The sequence below is a fragment of the Raineya sp. genome, assembly GCF_053497555.1.
On the sequence record NZ_JBRCWE010000051.1, the window covers coordinates 1 to 24,938 of the forward strand.

General features: G+C 37.6%; 19 protein-coding genes and 3 tRNA genes. 13 read left to right on the top strand and 9 right to left on the bottom strand.

Translation table 11 applies throughout. The features are described 5' to 3' along the window. The first annotated feature begins 163 nt into the window (after positions 1-163). The 5 genes from ACWITO_RS06215 (at position 164) to ACWITO_RS06235 (ending at position 8,178) form a co-directional block, all read left to right on the top strand. Positions 164-865 (top strand): porin family protein, encoded by a 702-nt coding sequence (locus ACWITO_RS06215; RefSeq protein ID WP_448529136.1) that lies wholly within the window; start codon positions 164-166, stop codon positions 863-865. A gap of 24 nt (positions 866-889) precedes the next feature. Further along, on the top strand, positions 890-2,098 hold the full coding sequence (gene trpB / locus ACWITO_RS06220) for a tryptophan synthase subunit beta (protein WP_448529137.1): 1,209 nt from the start codon (positions 890-892) through the stop codon (positions 2,096-2,098). 57 nt (positions 2,099-2,155) lie between these two features. Beyond that, the gene (gene gpmI / locus ACWITO_RS06225) at positions 2,156-3,700 is read left to right on the top strand and encodes a 2,3-bisphosphoglycerate-independent phosphoglycerate mutase (protein ID WP_448529138.1); all 1,545 of its coding nucleotides are present in this window, start codon (positions 2,156-2,158) and stop codon (positions 3,698-3,700) included. Positions 3,701-3,994: 294 nt separating this feature from the next. Continuing rightward, positions 3,995-5,707, top strand: a complete 1,713-nt coding sequence (locus ACWITO_RS06230) for a GEVED domain-containing protein (protein WP_448529139.1) — start codon at positions 3,995-3,997, stop codon at positions 5,705-5,707. 104 nt (positions 5,708-5,811) lie between these two features. Beyond that, complete coding sequence (locus ACWITO_RS06235; protein ID WP_448529140.1) at positions 5,812-8,178, top strand: TonB-dependent receptor; 2,367 nt, start codon at positions 5,812-5,814, stop codon at positions 8,176-8,178. A 223-nt stretch (positions 8,179-8,401) separates the two neighbouring features. On the opposite strand, the gene ACWITO_RS06240 is transcribed toward ACWITO_RS06235, so the two are convergent. From ACWITO_RS06240 to ACWITO_RS06275, 8 genes are all read right to left on the bottom strand, one after another. Beyond that, the gene (locus ACWITO_RS06240) at positions 8,402-9,241 is read right to left on the bottom strand and encodes a helix-turn-helix transcriptional regulator (protein ID WP_101358255.1); all 840 of its coding nucleotides are present in this window, start codon (positions 9,239-9,241) and stop codon (positions 8,402-8,404) included. A gap of 470 nt (positions 9,242-9,711) precedes the next feature. Next, positions 9,712-10,599, bottom strand: a complete 888-nt coding sequence (locus ACWITO_RS06245) for an N-acetylmuramoyl-L-alanine amidase (protein WP_101358254.1) — start codon at positions 10,597-10,599, stop codon at positions 9,712-9,714. Further along, positions 10,574-11,311 carry a hypothetical protein gene (locus tag ACWITO_RS06250; protein WP_448529141.1) on the bottom strand — a complete coding sequence of 246 codons (738 nt, stop codon included), beginning with the start codon at positions 11,309-11,311 and terminating at the stop codon, positions 10,574-10,576. The genes ACWITO_RS06245 and ACWITO_RS06250 overlap by 26 nt, the downstream gene beginning before the upstream one ends. Then, a complete protein-coding gene (locus tag ACWITO_RS06255; RefSeq protein WP_448529142.1) occupies positions 11,308-12,375 on the bottom strand; it encodes a hypothetical protein in 1,068 nt (355 codons plus the stop codon). The genes ACWITO_RS06250 and ACWITO_RS06255 overlap by 4 nt, the downstream gene beginning before the upstream one ends. After that, the gene (locus tag ACWITO_RS06260; protein ID WP_448529143.1) at positions 12,372-12,659 is read right to left on the bottom strand and encodes a hypothetical protein; all 288 of its coding nucleotides are present in this window, start codon (positions 12,657-12,659) and stop codon (positions 12,372-12,374) included. The genes ACWITO_RS06255 and ACWITO_RS06260 overlap by 4 nt, the downstream gene beginning before the upstream one ends. Before the next feature lie 17 nt (positions 12,660-12,676). Next, positions 12,677-14,614 carry a hypothetical protein gene (locus tag ACWITO_RS06265; protein ID WP_448529144.1) on the bottom strand — a complete coding sequence of 646 codons (1,938 nt, stop codon included), beginning with the start codon at positions 14,612-14,614 and terminating at the stop codon, positions 12,677-12,679. Next, entirely contained in the window at positions 14,614-16,107 is a 1,494-nt protein-coding gene (locus ACWITO_RS06270; protein WP_448529145.1) for a hypothetical protein, read from the bottom strand. The genes ACWITO_RS06265 and ACWITO_RS06270 overlap by 1 nt, the downstream gene beginning before the upstream one ends. Before the next feature lie 302 nt (positions 16,108-16,409). After that, positions 16,410-17,189: an SDR family oxidoreductase gene (locus ACWITO_RS06275; protein WP_448529146.1), complete on the bottom strand. Its 780-nt coding sequence runs from the start codon at positions 17,187-17,189 to the stop codon at positions 16,410-16,412. Between the two features lie 120 nt (positions 17,190-17,309). Here ACWITO_RS06275 and dnaG point away from each other — a divergent pair, with 120 nt between their 5' ends. After that, positions 17,310-19,232: a DNA primase gene (gene dnaG, locus ACWITO_RS06280; protein WP_448529147.1), complete on the top strand. Its 1,923-nt coding sequence runs from the start codon at positions 17,310-17,312 to the stop codon at positions 19,230-19,232. A gap of 7 nt (positions 19,233-19,239) precedes the next feature. On the opposite strand, the gene ACWITO_RS06285 is transcribed toward dnaG, so the two are convergent. Further along, complete coding sequence (locus ACWITO_RS06285) at positions 19,240-20,712, bottom strand: trypsin-like peptidase domain-containing protein (protein ID WP_448529148.1); 1,473 nt, start codon at positions 20,710-20,712, stop codon at positions 19,240-19,242. A gap of 282 nt (positions 20,713-20,994) precedes the next feature. Here ACWITO_RS06285 and ACWITO_RS06290 point away from each other — a divergent pair, with 282 nt between their 5' ends. From ACWITO_RS06290 to ACWITO_RS06320, 7 genes are all read left to right on the top strand, one after another. Further along, positions 20,995-21,771, top strand: coding sequence for a hypothetical protein (locus tag ACWITO_RS06290; protein WP_448529149.1), 777 nt, complete (start codon positions 20,995-20,997; stop codon positions 21,769-21,771). 489 nt (positions 21,772-22,260) lie between these two features. Continuing rightward, positions 22,261-22,333 (top strand) — tRNA-Phe (locus ACWITO_RS06295). 27 nt (positions 22,334-22,360) lie between these two features. Next, positions 22,361-22,435 (top strand) — tRNA-Val (locus ACWITO_RS06300). Positions 22,436-22,448: 13 nt separating this feature from the next. Then, positions 22,449-22,528: transfer RNA gene (locus tag ACWITO_RS06305), tRNA-Met, on the top strand. 120 nt (positions 22,529-22,648) lie between these two features. Then, positions 22,649-23,491 carry a hypothetical protein gene (locus ACWITO_RS06310; RefSeq protein WP_448529150.1) on the top strand — a complete coding sequence of 281 codons (843 nt, stop codon included), beginning with the start codon at positions 22,649-22,651 and terminating at the stop codon, positions 23,489-23,491. Positions 23,492-23,521: 30 nt separating this feature from the next. After that, entirely contained in the window at positions 23,522-24,112 is a 591-nt protein-coding gene (locus ACWITO_RS06315) for a DUF6915 family protein (protein WP_448529151.1), read from the top strand. 3 nt (positions 24,113-24,115) lie between these two features. After that, the gene (locus ACWITO_RS06320; protein WP_448529152.1) at positions 24,116-24,937 is read left to right on the top strand and encodes a hypothetical protein; all 822 of its coding nucleotides are present in this window, start codon (positions 24,116-24,118) and stop codon (positions 24,935-24,937) included. The last annotated feature ends 1 nt before the right edge of the window (position 24,938 follow it).

A 24,938-nucleotide genomic window follows, 5' to 3' on the forward strand; every position in this document is an offset into this window, starting at 1 on the left:
ATCTATTTTCTAAAATCTTGTTTCCTGCCTCTTGTTTTTTGTTTCCTGAACAATTACGATTTTTTTTATAGGATAATTTTGCTCAAATGTAGCATTTTTTTTGCAATTTTGAACAATTTTAGCTTCTAAAACGTTCCAAAAAGAAACTCAAAACTCAACTCTTATGAAAAAGTATTTTTATATTTGCTTTGCATTACTATTGGGAGTAGTAAATTTAGCTTCTGCCCAATTGCGTGTAGGGGTACGTGGTGGTTTCCAACTCGCCGATATGCGTAACAAACCCGATGACCGTACAGGTTTGGACGATGATACCAAAATGCGTTTGGGCTATCAATTAGGTTTGGTATTTGACTACTCTTTCAACAATATCATTTTCTTTCAACCTGCTATACAAATCAATAGCAAAGGTTCCAAACTCGTTGAAACCAATAATGTGCTTGGCACTAAATTTACATTCCAAAACAGCCCCTTGTATGTTGATGTGCCTCTGCTTTTGGGCTTACGTTTTGGCTTGAAGGGCTTTAAAATTTTTGGTATGGGCGGTCCTTATTTGGCTTATGGCGTTGGCGGGAAAAATTATAGCCGTTTGGATACCCCTGTGGGTTATACCGAAAGCGAAACAAAAATTCGTTGGGGCAACACTACCACTGCCACTGACCCCAAAGACCTTCGTCCAATAGATTTAGGCTTTGTAGTTTCGGCAGGTGTAGAGCTTAGCAATCTGCAAATAGGTTTGCACTATACGCCCGGTTTTACCAATATTGCCCCTGATAACTCAGGTAGAAAGCTCTACAACACGGTTATCGGTCTGAATGCCACACTTCTTTTTGGTGGCGGAGAGGGCAAAGTCGCTAGATTTTTGTAATAGGCTTCAAATACATCTCAACCAATGGTAGCACAAATTTCTGCACAAAAAAATCCTACACAGCAAGGCTATTATGGCAATTTCGGGGGTGCATATATCCCCGAAATGCTTTATCCGAATGTAGCCGAATTAGAAAAAGTGTATCTTTCCGTCATTTATTCCGAATCTTTTCAGAAAGAATTTTGGGATTTGCTCAAAAACTATGTAGGCAGACCTTCCCCACTTTATTTTGCCAAAAGGCTTTCAGAAAAATATCAAACGCAGATTTTTCTAAAAAGGGAAGATTTGAACCATACGGGTTCGCATAAAATCAATAATACCATAGGGCAAATTCTGCTTGCCAAACATTTGGGTAAAAAACGTATTATTGCCGAAACGGGGGCTGGTCAGCACGGCGTAGCAACGGCTACCGTATGTGCTTTAATGGGTTTGGAGTGTATTGTGTATATGGGTGAAGTAGATATAGAACGCCAAAAACCCAACGTAGAGCGAATGAAACTATTAGGAGCTTCGGTGCGTCCTGCTACTTCGGGCAGTAAAACACTCAAAGACGCTACCAACGAAGCCATACGCGATTGGATAAACAATCCCTCCGATACGCATTATATTATTGGCTCGGTAGTAGGACCTCACCCCTACCCTGATATGGTGGCTCGTTTTCAGTCGGTTATTTCCGAAGAAATACAAAAGCAACTTCAAGAGCAAATTGGCAGAAACTATCCCGATTATGTGCTTGCTTGCGTGGGTGGCGGTAGCAATGCGGCAGGAAGTTTTTACCATTTCATAGAAAACCCCAAAGTAAAACTCATTGCTTTGGAAGCGGCAGGAAAAGGCATACATTCAGGACATTCGGCGGCAACCACAGCTCTCGGGAAAATGGGCATTATTCACGGCAGTAAAACGCTTCTTATGCAAAATGCCGATGGACAAATTGTTGAGCCTTATTCTATTTCAGCAGGTTTGGACTATCCGGGCATCGGACCGCTACACGCCTACCTCTTTGATAGCCACAGAGCCGAATATCACGCCATTACTGATGAAGAAGCTATGCAAGCAGGTTTTATGCTCGCCCAAACCGAAGGAATTATTCCTGCCATTGAAACAGCTCACGCTTTTGCTTATTTGGAAAAACTCAATGCAAAACCCAACGAAGTAGTAGTTGTTTGTCTTTCGGGACGAGGCGACAAAGATTTAGCAACTTATATTCAGTGGAAAAATACGCATAATGGGTAAAGCAACTGGCTTAACACTCTACCAAATACAACAAATACGCAAAGAATCCTAAAAATTATGCAGAAAAACAAAGTTTTACTCATCATTCTTGACGGCTGGGGCATAGCTCAGAAACCCGAAGTTTCAGCCATAGACCAAGCCAATACCCCCTTCATAGACAGCCTTTACACCCAATACCCTCATACGCAATTAGAGGCATCGGGGCTTGCCGTAGGGCTACCCAAAGGACAAATGGGAAATTCGGAAGTAGGACACATCAATATCGGTGCGGGCAGAATAGTGTATCAGGATTTGGTGAAAATCAGCCTTGCTTTTGAAAAAGGTGAAATGAGCCGTAATCCCATTCTTACGCAAGCCTTTGAGTATGCCGAAAAAAACAATAAAAATATTCATCTCATTGGTTTGGTTTCTGATGGTGGCGTACATTCGCATATCAACCACCTGAAAGGTATTTGTCGGATTGCTTACGAAAGAAACTTCCCTAATGTTTTCATTCACGCCTTCACTGATGGCAGAGATACAGACCCACAATCAGGTGTGAATTTTTTAGCAGATTTACAGCAATTTATTCAGCAGACTTCGGGCAAAATTTCCTCTGTCGTAGGTAGATATTATGCAATGGATAGAGATAAACGTTGGGAACGTGTAAAACTTGCTTACGATTTGCTTACCAAAGGCATTGGAAAAAATACCGAAAATTTACAAGAAGCTATCTTGCAATCGTATCAAGAAGGCATTACTGATGAATTTTTGAAGCCTATCAAAATGTATGAAAATGGCAAAGCTCTACCCAATATTGACCCCGATGATGTAGTCATTTGCTTTAATTTTCGTACCGATAGAGGCAGGCAAATTACCCAAGCTCTTACACAAACCGATTTTCCTGAATATGAAATGTATAAATTGCCCTTGTATTATATCACGCTCACTAGCTATGATGATACTTTTCAGAATGTAAAAGTAATTTTTGAAAAAGATAACTTGCAAAATACACTCGGCGAAGTGCTTGCCCGAGCAGGTAAAAAGCAAATCCGCATTGCCGAAACAGAAAAATATCCCCACGTAACTTTCTTTTTTTCGGGAGGCAGAGAAGAAGTTTTTGAAGGCGAAAAGCGTATTTTGTGCCCTTCGCCCAAAGTAGCTACCTACGACCTAAAACCCGAAATGAGTGCCTATGATATTGCCGAAGCCATTTGCCCCGAATTGCAAAAGCAAGAAGCAGATTTTGTTTGCCTTAATTTTGCCAATCCCGATATGGTAGGGCATACAGGCTCTATGCAAGCCGCTATCAAGGCTTGCGAGGCAGTAGATATTTGCACCCAAAAAGTAGTAGAAACGGCTCTTGCAAATAGCTACACTACCCTCATTATCGCCGACCACGGCAACGCCGATTTTATGATAAACGACGACGGCTCTCCCAATACAGCCCACACCACTAATCCTGTACCCTGTATTTTAGTAAGTAAAGATGCTCAAAATTATGAATTTACAGGCAAAGGTATTTTGGCAAACATTGCTCCAACTATTTTAGACCTAATGAATATTCCCAAACCCCAAGAAATGAACGAGAGTTCTATTTTAGCTAAAAAAGCAAATGCCTAATATCCTGAAAATGAGAAAATCCTGAAAGCGTAAACTTTCGGGATTTTTTGTTTTACTTACCTATCATCTTTTTATGTAAGCTAAAACCCTTTTCTTAAACTTTTGGCAGAGAGAAAGTTTATTCTGGCTCACCAAAGATTATTTCGTAAATAAGCTCAAAAAATATCTTTTGTAACTTTTCTATAAGTTTTGAAAAAATTTTTCAACTTTTTTCTTGCACAATTCAAAATCTTGTATTTACTTTGCCACGCTTAATAAAACAACATTCATCTTTCATTCAAAATCATTTGCAAAATGAAAAAAATTCTAACCTTCGGCTTTGCCGCTTTATTTGCGGGTGCTGTATCTGCTCAGCGTGTGTGCCACACAATGCACGTGTGGGAAAAACAAAAACAAGAAAATCCCGAATTAGAACACAGAATGCACGAAATTGAGCGAGTAACCGAAAATTACTTGCGTAATGGCTCGGCGTATCAGAACGAAAATGGCAGAGTTACGGGAGTTGTAACTATCCCTGTGGTAGTTCACGTAATTTACAACTCTTCCAAACCACAAGAAAACATCAGCGATGCCCAAATTCAATCACAAATTGCCGTACTAAATGAGGACTTCCGCCGTACCAACCCCGACCACGTAAATGTACCTTCTCTTTTCTCTTCTCTAAAAGCCGATACTGAAATTCAGTTCGTTTTAGCGACTACAACACCAACAGGTAGCCCTACCACAGGTATCACTCGTAAAGCATCTACTCGCACCTCTTGGGGTACTAACGACGATTGTAAAAAACCTTCCGCAGGTGGGGTAGCTCCTTGGGACGCCACTCGCTATCTAAATATTTGGGTTTGTAACATTGGTGGCGGTATTTTGGGCTATGCTCAATTCCCTGGCGGAAGCACTGCTACCGATGGTGTAGTAATTTCTCCTCAATATTTTGGTTCATCTTCCAAAGGTACAGGGTTTTACCTATCTGCACCTTTTGATAAAGGTCGTACTGCTACTCACGAAGTTGGACACTGGCTCAACCTTCGCCACATCTGGGGCGATGCAAATTGCGGAAACGATTTTGTAGCCGATACTCCCACACAACAAACTTCTAACGGCGGTTGCCCTACTTTCCCCAAACCTTCTTGCGGCAACACCAGCGATATGTGGATGAACTATATGGACTACACTGACGACCGCTGTATGTATATGTTCACTCTCGGACAAAAAGACCGTATGCGTGCTACTTTTGAACCCGGTGGAGGACGTTCGGGCTTTGTAGGCGGTAGCTCTGGCGGTGGTTCTACTACTCCTACTTATTGTGCTTCCAAAGGTAATAGCGTAGCTGATGAGTGGATTCAAAGAGTACAGCTCAATACTATCAACAACAATTCGGGTGCAAATGCTGGTTATGGCAACTTTACTTCACAATCTACTAACCTTGTACGTGGAACAGCTTATACCATTACCATTACGCCCGGTTGGAGAAGCACTCGCTATGCCGAAGGTTATGCCGTATGGATTGACTACAACCGCGACGGCGATTTCCTTGATGCAGGTGAGCAATTATTCACCGTTGCCGCTACTACCACTACGCCTATTTCAAGGTCTTTCACGGTACCTACTTCTGTAACCACAGGTGCAACGCGTATGCGTGTATCAATGAAATACAATGGTGTGCCTACTTCTTGTGAAACTTTTAGCTATGGCGAAGTAGAAGATTACACCGTTAATATTGTTGCCGCTCGCGAAGATTTGAGTGCCGTTCCTACGCTCAATGAAGGTTTTGATATTCAAATTTATCCTAACCCTGCCAAAGATGTAGCTCATATTAAACTGATTGGCTCACAATCTGCTTCTTTGCAAGTGTTTGATATGGCAGGCAGAAACGTATATAATGCCAACATTGACGAGAATGGCGAACATACTATCCGTTTAGAGCAATTTGAAAAAGGTATTTACCTCATCAATTTGCAGACCTCTAACGGCGTGATTGAAAGAAAGAAACTTGTTGTACAAAAATAGTTCTATACATAATTAAGCAGTTTTTCTTACAACACGAGGCAAAGATTTTGCTTCGTGTTGTTTTTTTATGAAAAGCCTTCTATCTTTGAATTTTCAAAAGTGCTATGAACCTGAAAATATTTTACGCTTTTTCTGTCTTATTTATATTTCCGATTTTACTTTTGGCTCAAAAAGCAACCCTGCAAGGAAAAGTCTTTGATGAATACCAAAAACCACTGGAAACAGCTATTGTAGGCATACCCTCTTTGGGCATAGGAACAAACACCAATGCACAAGGTTTTTATAGCTTGCAAATCCCTGCTAATCAGGTTTTACGTATAAAAGTAAGCTATCTGGGCAAAAGTAAAGATACCACCTTGCAAGCATCGGAAAATACTACTTTGGAAATCAACTTCTACTTAAAAGTTACCGAAATTGAAGCCATTAGCGTATTGGGTAGAAAAAAAGACTCCTTGCAACGTTTGGAAGCCAGTACCTTTCGCCTTGATGCCAAACGCTTGGAAGCTATGCCTTCGGCTTTTGGTGATTTTAATAAAATTTTAGCTACCCTTGCAGGTGTAGTGAGCAACAATGAACTCTCCTCTACTTATTCGGTGCGTGGGGGCAGTTTTGATGAAAATTTGGTGTATGTCAATGATATTCTCATTTATCGTCCTGTCCTTATCAGAGCAGGACAGCAAGAAGGTCTGAGCTTTATCAATCCCAATTTAGCCGAAGAGGTAAGTTTTTCATCAGGAGGCTGGCAAGCCAAATATGGTGATAAACTTTCTTCGGTGCTATCAGTGCAGTATCGTAAGCCTACTCGCAATGGGGGTTCGCTTACTTTGGGTATTCTGAACAATCAGGCTCACGTAGAAGGGCTGAGTAAAAATCAGAAATTTACCTATCTGCTGGGCATCAGACGCAAAAGCTCTCGCTATCTGCTTCGTACTTTACCCGTAAAAGGAGAATATTTGCCTCAATTCATTGATGTTCAAGGATATTTTACTTACCAACTTTCTAAAAAATGGTCGGCAGAGTTGCTGACCTCTTATGCTCAAAATCGCTATTTGGTGCATCCCGCAAGCCAACAAAGCACTTTCGGAACAATCAATAGGGTGCTGAGGCTTTTTGTAGCTTTTGAAGGGCAAGAAACAATGAATTACGATATTACCCAAAATGCCCTAAAACTTGCTTTCCAAAACGAAAAACTAAAAAGCAGTTGGATACTTTCGCAGGCTTTTACTGCTGAAAAAGAGTATTCGGAAGTGGAAGGCGGCTATCGTCTCTGTGAAATCAATCCAAATTTTGGCACACAAGGTTTTAATGAATGTATCCTGACCGTAGGCATTGGTTCGGAGTATCTGCATTTACGCAATCGCTTTCAGGCACAAATCTATGCTTTGGAAAATCGCTCTGTTTATGATTGGCGAGCTACTCAACGCACCGAAGCGGGTTTTCGTTTGAGCCACGAAATTGTTGATGATGTTTTGCAAGAATATAATTTTTTAGATTCATCAGGTTTTGTGCGTATCAATTACCGAAATTTTGCAAACAATTTTCTTGCAAGCAATCGTTTTGCAGGATTTTTACAACATCAATGGGATATTAATAGCCGACAACGACTTACAGCAGGGCTTCGGGTGAGTTATTGGAGTATCAATCGTGAGTGGGTAGCTTCTCCTACTTTGCAGTATGCGGTACGTTCAGCCAAAAAAGATATGATTTGGAAGTTTGCCGTAGGAATGTATCAGCAACCTCCTTTTTACCGAGAATTGCGAAGTTTTGAAGGAAACTTGAATTTGGCTTTGCTTTCGCAAAAATCTTTACAACTGATTGCAGGTAACGACTGGAGCTTTAAGGGCTGGGGCGAAAGAACATTCAGATTTACCAATGAAATTTATTACAAATATCTATGGGACATTGTGCCGTATGATGTAGATAATGTACGTTTGCGTTATTACCCCACCAATGATGCTTTCGGATATGCCTATGGTTGGGATATGCGTATCAGTGGCGAGCTTATCAAAGGTACGGAGTCTTGGGTTTCAATGAGCCTAATGAAAACCGATGAGAATGTAGCTTTTGATAACAAAGGTTTTGTTCGCCGCCCCACCGACCAGCGTTTTACTTTGGGCGTGTATTTGGAAGATTATTTGCCCAATAACCCCACTTGGCGAATGAATTTGAATTTGGTTTGGGGTTCGGGTTTGCCTTTTAATGTACCCAATAATCCTAATTTACGCAATGTTTTTCAAGGAAAATCTTTTCGCAGAGTAGATATAGGTTTTTCTAAATTTGTTGATAAAGTTCGTTTCAAAGGGAAAACACTCTTTCAGTCGCTTTGGATAGGAGCAGATATTTTGAATTTGCTTGCTATCAACAATCCCGTTTCTTACTCTTGGGTAAGCGATTTGAACGGGCAACGCTATGCTATCCCCAATGCCCTCTCGGCAAGATTTCTGAATTTGAGAGTAATTGTGAAATGGTAAAATGCAAAAGTAAAAAATTTGGGGTTTGAAGTTTCACTATGAGAAAGCCCCTATCCCTAAATCCTTTTCCCCAAAGGTGAAAGGGACTTATGCTCGCTCAAATTTTCCCAATTCACTTTTTATTGAGTTTAATTTTCTTACAAGGAAATTTGCAAATCATTTTTGCAATTACAGAATTTTTAGAGGAAAATGTTTATTTCTGATTGCTTCGTTTTTTAAGAACTCAAAGCATTTTTGCTTGTATCTCCTCTTTATTCAATACTCTTACGCTTTCGCCCATTGAGGCAAGTTCCATCGCCAAATCGTAGGTATAATGTACTTTCAAAGAAAACAAAACACCTTCATTAGTTTTTTTGATAATTTTCTGACTATGGTGTAGGGGCAAACTTTCAATATAGGAGGCTTGCTCGTGTGTGAAAAGTAAAAATAACTCTTCAGGCTCTTGTAGTGGGTTTTCGGGCAAAAAAATGCCATAACAATACTGAAATAAATTCGCAGGGTTATCTTTGGGATAAGTAAATTTTTTGGCTTTCAGCCGAAAATTTTGTATTCGGTCTAAAGCGTAAGTTCTGATTTTTTCGTTGTAAAGATTTTTAGCTACTACATACCAACGATTTCTAAATTCTTTGAGCAAATAAGGCTCTATTTCAGTTGTAAAGGCTTCTTCTGCCCAAAAACTTTGATAAGTAATTTCTACTAAAAAACGCTTTATTATAGCTTCGTGAAGTTCTTTGAATATAGCATCAACTTCTTGACGTCTATCAAAAATAATGTAACTTGTGCTTGTATCTTGCTGTGAAATCTGATAAATTTTGGAAGCCTCTAAAAGTTTGTGAGTTGCAGGTAAAAGAGCCGTGCTATCTTGGTCGATTTGATAACCATTTTCTCTTTTATAGTATTTTACTTCAAAGCCCAAAGATTTAATCTCGTTAATATAACGTTGTGTTTGGCGTTCTGATAGGTTTATTTTTTTCGCCAATTCGGGTAATGAAAAATAAACCCCTTTCCGAGAAAGGAGCTCTATTAAGGTTGTTAATATTTCCAAATGTGAAAGGAAAGTCATTTTGCTTTGTAAGTTAAAATAATGTTTTGCGAGTTATCAAATTAAATACCAATGCTTTGTAAAAATATTTTCTTTTTACAGGTTTCCGCAAAGGATACGAAAAAATATAATTGCATTTAAATGAAATCAAGTACCTGTTTATCATATACTTGCATTCACAAAACATTATCTTATGCCATTAACACTGTTCTTTTTGCGGTGAGTTTGAAAAGAGCCATAATACTTTGTGTTTTAGTTTTCACAAAGTTAAAGGCTAATAACGACAAAAAATGTCGCTTTTTTATTTTTTTGAAAAAATTTCTAAGAGAATGAACAAAATGACAAATAGCAAGCGATGATGTCGCTTGTGCTATGTATGAATACACATAAATTTTTTATCATTTCACTTCATTTTCTTGCAACTTTTTTACATTCTTTACTAATAAGGTACGGAAATAGACTTGCGTTCAAATCTATACAAGCCCGTATTCTCATTTCTCGTATGCTACAAGTTCTTTTGCCATTTTTATTAGTTTGAGCTGAGGGCTTACATCTGTTTTCCAAGAAATGTAGCTATTGTGTGTGTAAATGCCTGCCACGCCATTGATAGCATTTTGGCTTAGCTCCCACATATCGCTTTCACGATAGGCAAGAGGAATACCAAAACGCATTGCATTGAGTAGCGTCCAATATTTAAGCGTTTTTATTTCGCTATCGGTATAGATTTCATAGTATTTGTAACCCTTGTAATTGAGAGCGATAGCTTTTTTCTTAGGAATTTCAACATTTGCCCAAGAGTAGAGTTTTTTGTTTTTTTCGGTAAGGCTACCCCAATTACAAATTTCTACGGCTACACTTTGCTGATTTCGGGCAAGGTTATTGAGGTGTTTCATACCGATATGGTGAGCCCAAAAACTTTCGTCATAACCTCTGAAAAGCGTGCCGTCATCAACAATGCCTACGGCAGTAGCTACGTGCATTACGCCATCTTGTCGCCACCAGTCGTACATACCACGGGCATTATCCCAACCCGCCGAATGATGCCAAACAATCTGATTTTTGGGATAGGTTTGTTTGTAATAATGCCCTGCAAAATTCTGCAATTCTACAATATTAAGAAGTTTTTGATAGAGGGCGTTGTAAGTCATTAGCCCTGCCAAGCCGTCTTGGGCAAGTTTTTGGCTTTTCTGAAAATCCCGAATGCTCTTAAAGCCCAATTCTGCAAGCAAATTCATCAGAATATTGCGGCGAGGTGTTTTTTGGTTTTCTGAAATGATTTCCATACGAAAATAAAGTTTAGTGAATGTGATGAGGCTATCGGTGCGGAGGGTGTAGGTTTCTTCTACGCTTTTCTTATTTTTGCTTCTCGTAATGCTCATCTATTTCTTGTAAAATTTGATATACAGTTTCCATATTTCCCTCCAAATATCTCCGATACCAGAAAGAGTATAGCCAAGAGTGATAATCTGCATATGGATATTCGGGCTTCTTTAATTTATAGCTGAACCTATTTGTATAAAAATAGATTTTTACATTTATATTCTTTTGATTTATCATCTTAAAGGTTTCAGTGTAATTCTGTGTTTTTATAAAGGAATACGAGTCTTTTAAATCTCTTATAATTTGTAAAACTCCTATTTTTTCTGCTGTTTTTTTATCTATACAACCCAGAATAATATTTTTGTGTTTATTGTAGAATTTAAGTGAATAAATATCTGCTTTATTTTTCTCAAAAAATCTATTAAGCCCATTGAAAAAAAGATTAGTTGGCTCTGAAATTACATTACTTGTTAAGATTCTTCGATAGGCAAGAATAAATTTATGAGCTTCTAAATAGCTATTTGCCTCATAATGATTGTTACAGTTTGGACGAAATAACTCATAAATCAGTTCCTTTGTTTTTATGCATCTAGTAATGCTATCACTTTCTAATAAAATATTATCAACACTCAGCTCGGTATATTTTACAGATTGAACAGCTTTATCATAAAAATCCTTCTCCTTATTAAAATCTTTTGAATGCTTTTTTTCTGCATCACAAGACACAAACATACAATTGATACACAATAAAATTACCTTAAAAGTTCTCATAAACTTATTCCTTTTGCAATTTGGTGAGCTATATTATGAACTTTCCTGCCATTAAAGAATAATGTGTCTCCATCATGTTCCAAGTCAGGGTTCATTTTTCGTAATTTGTCAAATTTTTCATATATAGGAGGTACAAGAACATAAGTGTGCCCATAAAAAGAGTCGTCAGCAGGATAATAATAATGTTTTTGATTATAAGAGTCAATTAAATAGTGATTGGGAAAGGCCTCCCTAACTATTAAACAATAGTGTTCTAAACTACGAACAGGGTAATATAGTGATACTCCAACAAATACACTTCCTCCACTCTCAAAATATTCTTTTTTAATAGAATTATTAATAAGTCTTGTGTAAAAGGAGGATACTTTTATTTCTGATTTAATTATTTCCCTATGAATATTTTTCAAAACTTTATATGCTGATTCTTCATAAGGTAACCGCTTAAAAATTTCTATAATCTCTTTCAACATATCCGAAGTATTTTTGATAGGATAACTAAATTTTATCTCTGAAACTCCCCTTAAAATAGCATTTGTTATAGGAATAGGCTCATACTTATTATTTATCAATATATCTAATGAAGTATGTCCTTTAGTAACATTTGGGTAAGATATATCTAAAACAGCAGACATTAAATCTTTGGGTCTTGCATCAGGTAGATATAAGCCATCTAATATAATTTTTCTACTTTCGTCTTTGGGGCTGATGTCATTCAAGATATCATCTTTTGAATAATATGGATTAAGAGGGGTAAATATATGCTCAAAATCTTTTCTGCTCATCTTTGCAGTTATTAAACCACAACTTTGAAGCATATACATTACAGTTGTGGCATTACATTCCATACCATAAACTTCTTTATCAAAAGCAAGAGCTTGATAATATCTTCTTAAACCTTGATTGTAGCCGCAAGAATAAAAGTAATTCTCTTTTTGAGGACTAAATGAATTCTGCATTTGCTTTGCCACATCCAATACATTTCCCTTCAACACATCAGTATTCAACACACCCTTTGACAAATCGCCAAAAGGGGTGTTTTGCAGGTTGTCAAATATGCTTCTCATAAAATCGGGGGGGTTGCATCATTATTTTCGGCTTTACTTTCGCCTAATAAGGCTTTCAAAACTTCCGCTTTTAAGGTCGGTTCAGCATTACTTTCTAAAAATTCTATTGCTTTTTGACGTATCTGGTTTTCTAAAATTGCTTTTTGAGAAAACTCGTTCTGCAACTTTGCATTAAAGCAATCCAACGCTGCTCCTTGCCCCAGCACGCAGTCGGCTATCAGGCTATCGGTGCGGAGGGTGTATTTTTCTACGCTTTGTATCACGCCCGACAACTTTAAGGTCATATTTTCGCCTTATCAATTTAATGCAATAAGTTGTAGCAGTTTTGCAGAAAGTTCTCGGTAGGAACTCCGTCTTTTGATAATTCAATAAGTTCTCCATAACGATTACCCTTCCACTTCATAATACCCAACTCATTACTATATTGTAATCCATCTTGTGTATAAGGTGTAAGGGGCAACTCTCTGGAATACAAAAGATGCCTTTGTTTGTTAGGGTCGTCCTTTTCATAAAAATAGCCGATAACCACACCCTGAATCTCTTGTACCAGTTCTATTCGTGGTGGTTTAGAAGGTTCAAATTTGATAGGATACTCAGGGCATTTTACCACTAAACTTAACACAAAGGATAAGAGTGTTCTTTTTTCAGGATTATCTCCTATTTCTCCCGAAATTATAAAATAATTGTCTTTTTTTGTAATTCGTTTGGCAGCAATAAAAGTGTTATTAATTAAATATGCTTTATATTGCTTTGCAGACTTTTCTCTTATTACTATGGAATCAACATAAGCTTTAAAATAACTGATAAGATGACTATAAATAGACTTGTCAATCTCTTCTCTTAAAAAGTCTGGTTCATAAAGGCTTACAATAGAATTTGTTGAACCATTGCAGTGATATAAGTAAATATTCTTGTTTGTGCTTAAGATTCTTTCAAAAATGATTTCTTTTTTTATTTCTAAGGTTTGTTCTACGTTTTTTTTACTGCTTTTTAATGTGTCACTTTTACTTGATATGTCATAGGAGGTATTATTATTTTTACAAGACAGTAGCACTGTCAAAGTTAATATCAAAATTGTTAATCTTTTTATGATATTCTCCACATACTCCTTAGGTTGTCCTTTTTTTAAAGCTGTAACATTTGGTTCTACATCGTACCAAGTATAAGATTTTTTACCTGTTGCATTTATATAATTATTGATTCCTTTAAGGACTGTACCTTGACCTGCATTATAAGCAGCAAAAATAATTTTTTTTAGCTCATATCCTTCGGGCTTGTTAGCAGGTAAATGAGGATAAATATATTTTTCAGTATATATTCCCAATATTCCTATGGTAAGTTTAATCGCTAACTCAGGAATAGTACGAGGGTCGGGGTCAAGAGGTATTTTGATACCTTTTTCGCTTAACCATTTTACAGAGTCTATAAGCCCGTCTGCTCCTATTTGACCTATACCAACAAAAGATAAATTTCTTCCCCCAGTTTTTATACCTTTATCTTTTTGCTCCAAACCTGCAACACTTGTAATTGTAAAATCACCTGTTTCTTGGGCTTGTAATGCTTTTATTTCAGAAGGATAAAATGTTATGTAGGGTATTTTGTTGAGCAAGTTTTTGTTTGATAAATATAATTCATCAAATCTTTTGAACTCTTGTATTTCCTCCAAATAAACTTTAATGTTGTCTAAGGTGTTTTGATAATTATTATGAAAAGCACTTACCTCACCTTTCACAAAGTTATATCTTGCATTAGCTAATTTAGACAAATCTTGTTCATCTAAATTTTTTTCTTCAATAAATCTATTTTGAGTATAGGTGTTAAGAACCAATGATATAAACATTTTTAAATTATTGGGGATTTTACGTTCTGGTTGCCATCTTTTACGTAAATTTATAATGGAATCCCAAATTTCTTTTTTATCTTTATCCCACTCTAATTTAATTACTTCATTAAGAACTTTATCTCTTCTTCTAAGAGTTAATTCAACCAATCTCATTAAATTTTGTATTTTTTTTCCTTCTTCTAATAATACTAAACTTTTTACTGATGATACATCTTTTGTCCAGTTTTCATCGGTTACATTTTCTGCTTTCCCATACAACTGCCTCAAAAACGAATTATTGATAATGTGTGAGGTATCTATTACCTTTGCTACATCTTTTACAAGCTCATTTTGGGTTTCAGAAACCCGCCGGATATCTTCTCCAAACGGGTTCTTAAAGTTTTCTAACAATCCCATTATTCACCTCCTTTATCATTATTTTTTCCTAGAATAGCCTTCAAAAGCTCTACTTTTAGGTTGGGGTCAGTAAGCTCTTGTAATGTGATAATTGCTGCCTCCATAAGAGCATTTTCATTATAGGATTTTTGTGAAATAGCATTCTGCAACTTTGCATTAAAGCAATCCAACGCTGCTCCTTGCCCCAGCACGCAGTCGGCTATCAGGCTATCGGTGCGGAGCGTGTATTTTTCTACGCTTTGTATCACGCCCGGCACCCTTAAGGTCATATTTTCGCCTACCGAGTAGCTATCTTCTAAATTTTTAACCTTCGTGTAATAACTTGCATCATTGCCATCATAATCCTCTTTGCGTATTTTGGCTAAAAATACCTTTTCTCCATTCTCGCTACTCATTACTTTTTCATACTCAAATATCAGCCTTTCTCGTACTTCCTCTATATCTTTGGCTTCAATATAACGCTTCAGCAAAGTATCAAGCTCCTCTATGGGTACAATATCATCAATTTCGGGGTGCCCGTTCGTAAAACCCACCTTGATATTATCCAAATACGTTATCGTGATGTATTCTTGCAATAATTGACGAAATACCACATTGAGCGTACAACTTTGGTTCACGTTTTTGAGCCTGCGAGTTATTGTTTCCTCCTCGCCTTCTTTGGCAGTTATGCTACTGCTCGTATTTACACTCACATTTCGGCTGCTATTAGAGTTTTCCACACTTTTTTCTAATGCCTTGTTTAGGCTTTTGGTATTGGCTTGCCTTACGCTTTGGCTACTCTTGGAGGCAGAAGCTCCTCCACTCAAACCTATTTTCGGAAAACTAAGCCCTACATTCGCACTTTTGCTCTTCTGTGTGCTATCTTGGCTGCTGCTGCTGTTTTCTGTTTCCAGTAGTTTTTCCATTTCTTTAGCACTGCTTTCCGAAAAACTATCTACTACATTTTCACTTCGGCTTTGCGTGCTACTGCTCTCTCGGTAGGTGCGTATGGCAATGGTCGTTTCCTCGCCAGGTAGCATTGTAAAGGTTTTCAAGGTTTTGCCCGCTCCATAGTTGCCTAAAAAAGAAACCGTCTTGTATTCCTCTATTACCACCAAGCGAGGCTGAGGCGTGCTCGGTCTTTTGATAAGACTCAATACCTGCTGGAAACCTCCAAAATTTTCGCCCAAAATAGGTACAAAACCTTGTTTAATTTTCTTGGCAATAAAATTCTGCCTACTGACATTTTCTTGTAAATTTTGTAAAAATTCCTGACGAGGTTTGATGCCATAACCCATTTGTAAGAACTGAGAATTTGCATTACCTAATAGTAGCTCGTCAAGAATATTATTCTTTATTGTAGCTTCTTGCAAACTATTCGGATTAGCCTGCAAATTCGCAAACCATTCAGGTACTTTCGCAGCTTCAGGTGTAAAGAGTATTTTCTCAGGTAAAAACACAGGAAATACACCATAAGAAGTGAAACTACTTTTCTGAGGAATGTTGTAATCCAAGACAGGGGCATTGCCACTGCCAAGTTCTATAAACGCTCTTCCTTCCGAAAGACATTGGGGGGGGGGTAATTGATTGATTTTGAGGCATATAAATCAGTATTTAATCAGTTATAAGTTTTTCAAAGCTAACAATAAAATGGGAAAAAAGCAAGAAAAAAATCGTGATTTTAAGAATAATTTGTAGTAGAGATACAAAAAACAGGATTTTAGAAAATTGATGTCGGAAAAAAAAGAATAAGAGATAAAGTCCGTAATAGCTTTGAACTCCAAACCTTGAACTTTCATAAACAATTACAAAAATTCTACAAACACCCTGTTCTACCGCCGTCTATAACCAAATTTGTGCCTGTGATGTAGGCGGCTTGGGCAGAGGCTAAAAAAACTACTCCATAAGCAATTTCTTCAGCACGAGCAAATCTGCCCGCAGGAATTTCGGCAAGCATTTCTTGTTTGGCTTCTTCGGAGCTAATGCCTTTGTTTTGAGCGTTTTTTTGGATAAGACTCTCCAAACGAGCTGTCCAAGTGGCACCAGGTAAAACATTATTAACGGTAATACCCCAAGGAGCAAGCTCAGTGGCAAGGGTTTTTGCCCAGTTGGCTACTGCACCGCGTATCGTATTAGATACCCCCAAATTTTTGAGAGGCTGTTTGACAGATGTAGAGATAATATTGATAATTCTACCATAGTTTTCTTGCTTCATACCTGCAACCAATTTTTGTACCAATATTTGGTTGCAAATCAGGTGAGCCTGAAAGGCTTGCAGAAAGGCTTGCGGTTCGGCGTCTATGGCTTTGCCCGCCGCCGGTCCGCCTGTATTATTCACAAGAATATGGATATTTTCTTGCAAATGCTCCAAAACCTTTTGTAGCGTAGCAGGCTCGCTAAAATCTACCACCAAGTATCTATGTCGCTGATTTTGAGAGCCATCCAGCTCTACCAATACTTGTTCCAGTTTGCTTTCATCACGAGCCAGCAAAATGATATTTGCCCCCGCCCGAGCTAGCTCTAAAGCTACTGCTTTGCCTATACCTTGCGTACTTCCCGCCACAAGAGCTGTTTTGCCTCCAAGATAAATTTGCATAAGAGAAACTTGTTTTGCTTTTTTGCAAAAATAGCAGAAACTTTTATCTTTGTAGTAAATTTTGACGATTTATTCATCATTCGGAAATAAAAAAATAAAGCGAAATCACTCCATTCAACTATGCATATTCCTCGCGAGGTTGTAGATAAGATTTACCAAAATATAGACATTTTGGAGGTAGTAAGCGACTATGTAAGTTTGCAAAAATCGGGCAAAGATTACAAGGCTTGCTGTCCGTTCCACAATGAACGCACTCCTTCTTTTTTTGTAACTCCTGCCAAAGGAATTTTCAAATGCTTTGGCTGTGGCAAAGGCGGCGATGCCGTTACTTTTGTAATGGAAATTGAAGGAGTAAGCTATGGCGAGGCTTTGCGTCAGCTTGCCCAAAAATACAAAATTGCAATTCCAGAAAGTGCCAACAAAAAGCCTTCTGATGATGAAATTCAAAAGCAAAATGAAATAGATGCTCTCTATATTGCAATGCAGTTTGCTAAAAACTTTTACGAGGAGCAGTTGCTTTATACTGATGAAGGCAAAAGCATTGGGCTTTCTTACCTGAAAGAAAGAGGTTTTAATGAACAAACTATCAAAACCTTTGAGTTAGGCTACGCTACCAGCGATTGGGACACTTTCTACCGCACCGCCACCAAGAAAGGCTATAACCCTGAAATTTTGGAAAAAGCAGGGCTCTTGCATAAAAAAGAAGGTAAAAATGAATATTACGACCGATTTCGTGAGCGTATAATGTTCCCCATTCATAATGTATCGGGCAAAGTAATTGCCTTTGGAGCAAGAACTCTCAAAAAAGATAAAGATACCCCCAAATACCTCAATTCCCCCGAAACACCACTTTACCACAAAAGCAAAGTTTTGTATGGGCTTTTCCAAGCCAAAAAATCTATTTTGCAAAAAGATGAATGTCTGCTCGTAGAAGGCTATGCCGATGTAATTTCTCTGCACCAAGCAGGCATCACGAATGTAGTTGCCTCATCGGGCACTTCGCTTACGCAGGAGCAAGTTCGCCTTATCAGACGCTTTACCACGAATGTAGTAGTGCTTTACGATGGCGACGAGGCAGGGTTAAATGCCGCTTTACGTGGCGTTGATATTCTTTTAGAAGAAGGGCTTTCGCTGAAAGTTGTCTGGCTACCCAAAGATGAAGACCCCGATAGCTTTGTGCAAAAACACGGCACCAACGCTATGCTTGCTTATATGCAAGAAAATGCACAAGATTTTATCAAATTCAAAACCAAATACCTGCTTAAAAATGCGGAAAACGACCCTTTCAAGCGTGGCGAGGCAATTCGTGAGGTGGTGAGCAGTATCATCAAAATACCCGATATTATTCAGCGAAATGTTTTTTTCAAAGAGTGTAGCCAACTTTTTGGCATAGAAGAAGAAATCTTAATTCGCGAAGGCAATAAAATTTTAGGCAAAGAACTCAAGCAAAAGTCTAATAATGAAGCCATTTCAGAACTTTTACAAAGCACCCCTGATGATTTTTTAGACCAAAAAGCCAGCGAATTTAGCTCGGTATATCATCAGGAGTACGAAACAATGCGTTTGCTTTTGTGTTATGCCGATTATCCTATTTCGCAAGATATAATTTTTGGGCAGTATCTGCTGAAAGAATTGCAGGGTTTGCAGTTTGAAACCCCCATTTTTCAAGAAATATTTGAAATTTTTGCCCGCAATCTTCACGAAGGCAAACTGCTTTCTCATCACGATTTTATGAAAATGGAAAATCGTGAAATTCGCCAAGCCGTCATAAACCTAATTAGCGAAAAATACGAAATAAGCCCCAACTGGGAAACCAAAGCAGGTATTATTGTTGAAAAAAAAGATGAAAAACTGGGTAGAGTGGCTTATGAAGCTATTATGCGAATGAAATGGAAAGCCGTACAAAGAATGATGAAAGAAAATCAAAAAAATTTGGAAGAGGCAAGCACCGAAGAGGAACAAGACCACTTTTTGCAAATCCATATCCAGCTCAAAAGCATTGAGCAAGAAATTGCAAAAACTTTGGGAAACGTAGTTCGCTAAAAAGCACTTACCACCCAATCGGATAGTAGGCTTTATCGCCATTTTCGTAGATGCCTTCAAAGTACAAACCATCGCCTGTTTTATCGGCTTGTTGTACGATAGCAAGCACGTGAGCGGCAGAATTAACCGCAATACGCTTACCACTTTGGCTAATGTGTGTAATCACAAAACCTTTCTGTACGCCTGCATCGGCAAGTTTTCCTTTGCTTATTCTGAGTATTTTCGCCCCACTTTTGATGTGTAAAGTTTCTTTTTCTGTTTCGCTCACATTAGCAATTTCTGCCCCCATAATTTGAATGCTCTCGTTGCTGGTTTTTCGTGTAATTTCTAAATTACCTTTGGGGTTTTTGAGCGTAACAACTACCTTTTTTTCTTCTGTATTCCTACGGAATAGCACCGAAACCTTATCGCCAGGGCGTTTGGAGGCAATAATACCTTGCAATTCCGATTTAGAATTAACCTTGACATTTTCAATTTCTAAAATCACATCTCCTTTCATAATACCCGCTTCCCAAGCACCACCATTGGCAGTTACACCATTTACATATACGCCATCTACATTGGGAAGTTTTTTGCTTTTGGCAAGTTCAGCATTTACATCACTGATTTCAACCCCCATCAAGGCTCTTTGTACCTGCCCATACTGACGCAAATCGTCTGTTACTTTCTTGACTAAATTCGCAGGAATGGCAAAAGAATACCCTTGGAAAACACCTGTTTCACTGGCAATTGCCGTATTGATGCCGATGAGTTCGCCTCGTAAATTTACCAAAGCCCCACCGCTATTACCCGGATTTACAGAAGCATCTGTCTGCAAGAAACTTTCTACCTGCAAATTGTCTTTGTCTTGAATAAGATTGATATTTCTTGCTTTGGCAGAAATAATGCCCGCTGTTACCGTGGAGTTGAGTTCAAAAGGATTGCCAACCGCCAGCACCCATTCGCCTATGCGAACTTTATCAGAATTTGCAAAAGGCAAAGCGGGCAAGTGTTCTTCATCAATTTTGAGCAGTGCCAAGTCTGTTGAGGGGTCTGTACCTATTACGCGAGCTTCGTAACTGCGTTTGTCGTGCAAAGTAACTTCTATCAAATCGTTGTTTTCAATAACGTGGTTATTGGTAACAATGTAGCCATCTTCGGAAATAATAACTCCCGAACCTGACGAGGAGCGTGGCGACCAGCCTCTGCCGTGAAACTGCCGAAACATCTCATCTACTGCGTCATTTTCGTGATAACGCGAAGTTTGGCGTTTCGTAAAAGCTGTCCGAATATGCACCACCGCAGGAATTGCCATTTCAGAGGAGTAAATAAAATTCATACCTTCGGGGATAGCAAGTGCCGTATCTTTGTAACGATAGGCAATTTTGGTCATAGGAATAAAATTTGAACCTAAAAACCAACGCAAGCCAAGCAATACTAAAATTCCTCCAAGCAAAGCCGATAAAATAATTGCCGTATAGAATTTTCTTTGCGAAATCATATTGAATTTATGAAAAATTGAAAACTAAAAAACTCTGTAATTTACGTTCAAAAAGTTGAAGGTTCAAGCGTTTTACTCTGTTCATATCCAATCCTGTTTCCTACTTCTTGCTTCCTGTTTCTTTACCGCAAAAGATATAACCATTACAAAACTCTTAAAAAAGCCTCAACTTTTTCCAAAAATACAAAAAATAATTCACATTTGTTTGTTTTTGAAAGATTTTTTTGTGGTAAATTTTGCCTTTTGAAGGCATTTTTTTATTTTTACCCAAAAACAAGCACTATGGGACGCAAAAATACCCCTGTTCAGCTTTCTTTACCCAAAGATTTGCAAGAGAAATTGCAAGATTTTGCTCAACAAATTGATGTTATTGCCCGCGACAATCTTTTGGCAATATATCTCTATGGCTCTGTTACGCATAAAGTTTTTGAAAACCCTAATGCTCAAATCAATGTACTGATTGTGCTGAAAAGTGCCAAAGTAGAAAACATTGAAAATATTTCGCAGGCTGTTTCCAAAGCCCGCAAATCTTTCAATTTAGAGCCAACTATCATCACCAAAGAAGAAGTAAAAACCTCCGCTGACGTTTTCCCCATTGAATTTACTGATATGAAAGTCAAAAATAGCCTCATTTGGGGCGATGATGTCTTCAAAAATGTGCATATTTCAATGGAAGATTTGCGGCTTGCTTGTGAATTAGAGGTCAAGAAACGGCTGTTTCATTTGCGAAGCTATTTTGTGCTCAATCTCAAACAGCCCCAACTGCTGGTAGAAAAACTCTTGCAAGATTTCCCTGAATTTATGATGCAAGCCGATACCCTTTTTTACATTCGTTCAGGGCATTTTGCTACCTCTACCGATGAATTGCTGAAAGAAATTTTCAAGACTTTTCACGTTCAAAATGCCAAACTCAAAAAAGTAGCCGAAATTTATCAAAACCCTACCCAAGCCCCTTCGGATTTGCTGGAAATTGTTGATTTGTACAACGACTATCTTTCGGTAGTTGCCAAAGTAGCTCATTTTGCCGACTCTATGCAGGTGTATAAAGAGGGAAATTAACATAAACCTTCCAATTTATTGAAAATCAATTTTTTACAAAAAACAAGTGAGATTTCTGAAAATATTTTCTAAAATTTTTCAGAAAATATTTGGAAAGTACAAAAAAACATCTTATCTTTGTAAAGAAATTAAAAGTAAAAAAAGTTTCAATGCTACACTACTTTACATACGGATTTATGCCAAACGCAATGCACGCAAGCGACAGATTTAAATTTGTCGGCATTTCTGCGTTTTGGGCGTATGTAGAGAGTTGTAGCCAAATAAGCCAAAGAAATACCACATAAGGCAAATTTGATATAGCTCATAGCAAAAGCCCGAAACGCACAGCAAGCAGTTTCGGGCTTTTTGTTTGAACTTATCCAATCGGTAAGAATACAAAATTCTGACCGAAAGAGAATATTTTACAAAAATTCCAAAACCTAAAAAAAGTACAATTTTTAGGCTTGTAAGTTATTGTCAAAAATTAAAAAATTGCTCGTAGCTTATTAGGCGAAGGTAGCCGAGTTGGTCAAGGCACTGGACTGAAAATCTAGCTATGTAGGTTCGATTCCTACCCTTCGCACAACAAAATGTAGTGTAACCCAAATTTGGAGTTTTAGCTCAGTTGGTTCAGAGCAGTCGCCTTACAAGCGATCGGTCGGAGGTTCGAATCCTCCAAACTCCACCCAATTGATATGGCGGGGTGTCGGTAGCTGGTTAGCCGGGAGGTCTCATAAGCCTCTGCGAAAGCCTCGTGGGTTCGAGTCCCACCTCCGCAACAAAAATTGTTATCCCATAAACTTTTAATGTAATTATTTGTATAATTTGCAGTTGAGAGGCAAAACAGGGCTTGAGAAAAATGCAAATAATTACATTTTAACCTAAAAAAAACAAAATTATGTCACGCGATTACATAAAAATCCACAAGAAGTGGTTACCCCAAGACCTTCAAAATCACTCTGATATTCAATGGCAAACCAAAGATTTAGAAGGGCTTTTGCTAGATTATTACATAGATGAAAACGGATTTTTAATGGAAATAAGTGAATTTGTTTATGATGATGATTGGGTTTATCAAAACATTGTTAAAAGATACCCCAAGCGTTTTTACAAAATTTTTTATGAGGGAATTATTACATTTTCGGCGGAAGATCATATGCTCATAGAAAGACATTTTGTTGCTTTGTTTAAGAAAGGCAAACTTAAATTCATTAAGGAAGTTACGGATAGCTTTTGTAGGGAAAAGAGTATTGATGAAGAATGGAAAAAAGATTTTAATTATTTCCCTTCGGAACGCTTGCCCGCTTTGATATTAGGGGTATCTGTTGAAGACATAAACACGTATGAAGATATTATAGAGACTAAACCGAAAAAGAAGTATCCTTTTGAACGTTTCTTTTTCAACATTGATTCGGAAACCGTAAAGTATTTTTATGCTACCATTTTGCCTTTCAGAGAGGAGATAAAGTATTTCATTAAAAATATGTGCCAAAATCATATTGAGCAAATGCGTCATACAATCGTACGATTGAGCCATTTGATTAGTTATCAGAAAAAAATAAAAAAAGGTTTGGGAGTAGATTGTGAAAGTTCGTACAAAGATTTTGATAAAAGGCTTTTGCCTATTGATTTTTCAATAGAAAATTTAGAACAACTTACAGATAAAAAGTTGCCCGAATCCCCCAACGAAATGTTCTCAGAAGGGTATTTATGGGGCTGGCAAATATTTATCTTGACCTAAAAAACAATACAATAGCCTAAAAAACTGATTATGAATATTTGGGAGCATTGCCTGCTATCTGCACGAAAGTTTGGAGGAGAACCACAAGATTACCAGGCTGTTCATAGTTTTTTGGATAGTTCCAAATATTTCTTTTATCATATCAAGCACCGATTGCTTTTACATCATTTGCTTGGCATAGAATGGGCAGTAACAACTTTGGGTAATTTTATTCAAAATACTAATGGTAGAGTAATTTTGGTACGCGATGTGGCAGTGGAGCATTTTCGCGAAGACTTAGACGGAACCATTCCTACACTTTACGAATGGCTTGAAAAAGATGAAAATCTGCAAAAGTTTTTTCCTCAACTGCCCGAAATTGACGACGAAGCTTTGGCAAAGTTCGTACATTTACCATACCACCGTACAGGGCTTTTGGGTAGTTATACGATTACTTTTTCAGACTTTGGAGTGTATTTGTGCGAAAAAATTTTAGGATTTGCAAAAGCCGACTTGCTCAGGCAACTTGTGCCACCATCGTATAAAGTCAAAGATATGCTCAAAAACTATCAATTTAGTGAGCGTTGGCAATACAATCCACAAAAACAAGAAATTCTGTGGTTGCGGCAAAAGCTATCATAAATTATGCAAACAAAAGAGCTAAATTACCTTAAAACAAAAATAGCAGATCTTCAAAGAGAAGGAAAGGCTATCAGAGTACAATGGAATAAAGAGCAGTCGGGAAGTTGTATTTTTTGGGCAGGTGATACGTGTATTTTACAACCTAATGGCTTCTGGAAAACACTTGAAAACCTTATTGTAGAAAAGTTAAGTGTTGATTTATTAAACCCAGAGGACATAAAATATTACGATGAAGACTTGCATAAGAAACTGAAGTTAGTTTTCGGGGAAGAAACCAAACCTTACGAAATTGACTGCAATGGCATCGGAGAAATTATACTTAACGACAAGGGCGAACTACAAATTTTTTATGATGCTATCAGAACAGCTAAACATACTAACATACCTCAATGGAATTCAGAAGAGCAAGAAATCCAAATATTGCCTTTTACAGATACATTCCAACTGCAAAAGTATTTGAATAAAGCAGAAATCTATGCAACCTGCTATTATTCCAACTTTACAGACCTTATTCCTACTGAAATTAAAGTGTCTATCAAAGAAGGAGATTATTTTCAGTTAGAAAATCAAGCAAAAATGGACTTTGAAGCATTTTGTGATGATATTTTCTACGAACAAATGGAAAAAGAAAACCTCAAATATTTTGAGCCGTTTATTTTACTTGAAAAAAAAGAGTATCGCAATCAGGATACTAAAATAGATAGATGGCTGGACGCCTTAGATATGACTATACGAGTTCTCCCCCATAAACAAGTAAAATTTGAACTGAAAAAAGAATATTATTACCTGCTTTACGAAAACAATAAAATTAAAACTTTGCTCTAAT

Coding starts and splice junctions, on each gene's coding strand:
- ACWITO_RS06265 (WP_448529144.1), bottom strand. CDS start 14,614: ATGGGATTGTTAGAAAACTTTAAGAACCCGTTTGGAGAAGATATCCGG.
- ACWITO_RS06240 (WP_101358255.1), bottom strand. CDS start 9,241: ATGACTTTCCTTTCACATTTGGAAATATTAACAACCTTAATAGAGCTC.
- ACWITO_RS06260 (WP_448529143.1), bottom strand. CDS start 12,659: ATGACCTTAAAGTTGTCGGGCGTGATACAAAGCGTAGAAAAATACACC.
- ACWITO_RS06285 (WP_448529148.1), bottom strand. CDS start 20,712: ATGATTTCGCAAAGAAAATTCTATACGGCAATTATTTTATCGGCTTTG.
- ACWITO_RS06320 (WP_448529152.1), top strand. CDS start 24,116: ATGCAAACAAAAGAGCTAAATTACCTTAAAACAAAAATAGCAGATCTT.
- ACWITO_RS06310 (WP_448529150.1), top strand. CDS start 22,649: ATGTCACGCGATTACATAAAAATCCACAAGAAGTGGTTACCCCAAGAC.
- ACWITO_RS06250 (WP_448529141.1), bottom strand. CDS start 11,311: ATGAGAACTTTTAAGGTAATTTTATTGTGTATCAATTGTATGTTTGTG.
- ACWITO_RS06315 (WP_448529151.1), top strand. CDS start 23,522: ATGAATATTTGGGAGCATTGCCTGCTATCTGCACGAAAGTTTGGAGGA.
- ACWITO_RS06245 (WP_101358254.1), bottom strand. CDS start 10,599: ATGAGCATTACGAGAAGCAAAAATAAGAAAAGCGTAGAAGAAACCTAC.
- ACWITO_RS06230 (WP_448529139.1), top strand. CDS start 3,995: ATGAAAAAAATTCTAACCTTCGGCTTTGCCGCTTTATTTGCGGGTGCT.
- ACWITO_RS06235 (WP_448529140.1), top strand. CDS start 5,812: ATGAACCTGAAAATATTTTACGCTTTTTCTGTCTTATTTATATTTCCG.
- ACWITO_RS06255 (WP_448529142.1), bottom strand. CDS start 12,375: ATGAGAAGCATATTTGACAACCTGCAAAACACCCCTTTTGGCGATTTG.
- dnaG (WP_448529147.1), top strand. CDS start 17,310: ATGCATATTCCTCGCGAGGTTGTAGATAAGATTTACCAAAATATAGAC.
- gpmI (WP_448529138.1), top strand. CDS start 2,156: ATGCAGAAAAACAAAGTTTTACTCATCATTCTTGACGGCTGGGGCATA.
- ACWITO_RS06290 (WP_448529149.1), top strand. CDS start 20,995: ATGGGACGCAAAAATACCCCTGTTCAGCTTTCTTTACCCAAAGATTTG.
- ACWITO_RS06215 (WP_448529136.1), top strand. CDS start 164: ATGAAAAAGTATTTTTATATTTGCTTTGCATTACTATTGGGAGTAGTA.
- ACWITO_RS06275 (WP_448529146.1), bottom strand. CDS start 17,189: ATGCAAATTTATCTTGGAGGCAAAACAGCTCTTGTGGCGGGAAGTACG.
- trpB (WP_448529137.1), top strand. CDS start 890: ATGGTAGCACAAATTTCTGCACAAAAAAATCCTACACAGCAAGGCTAT.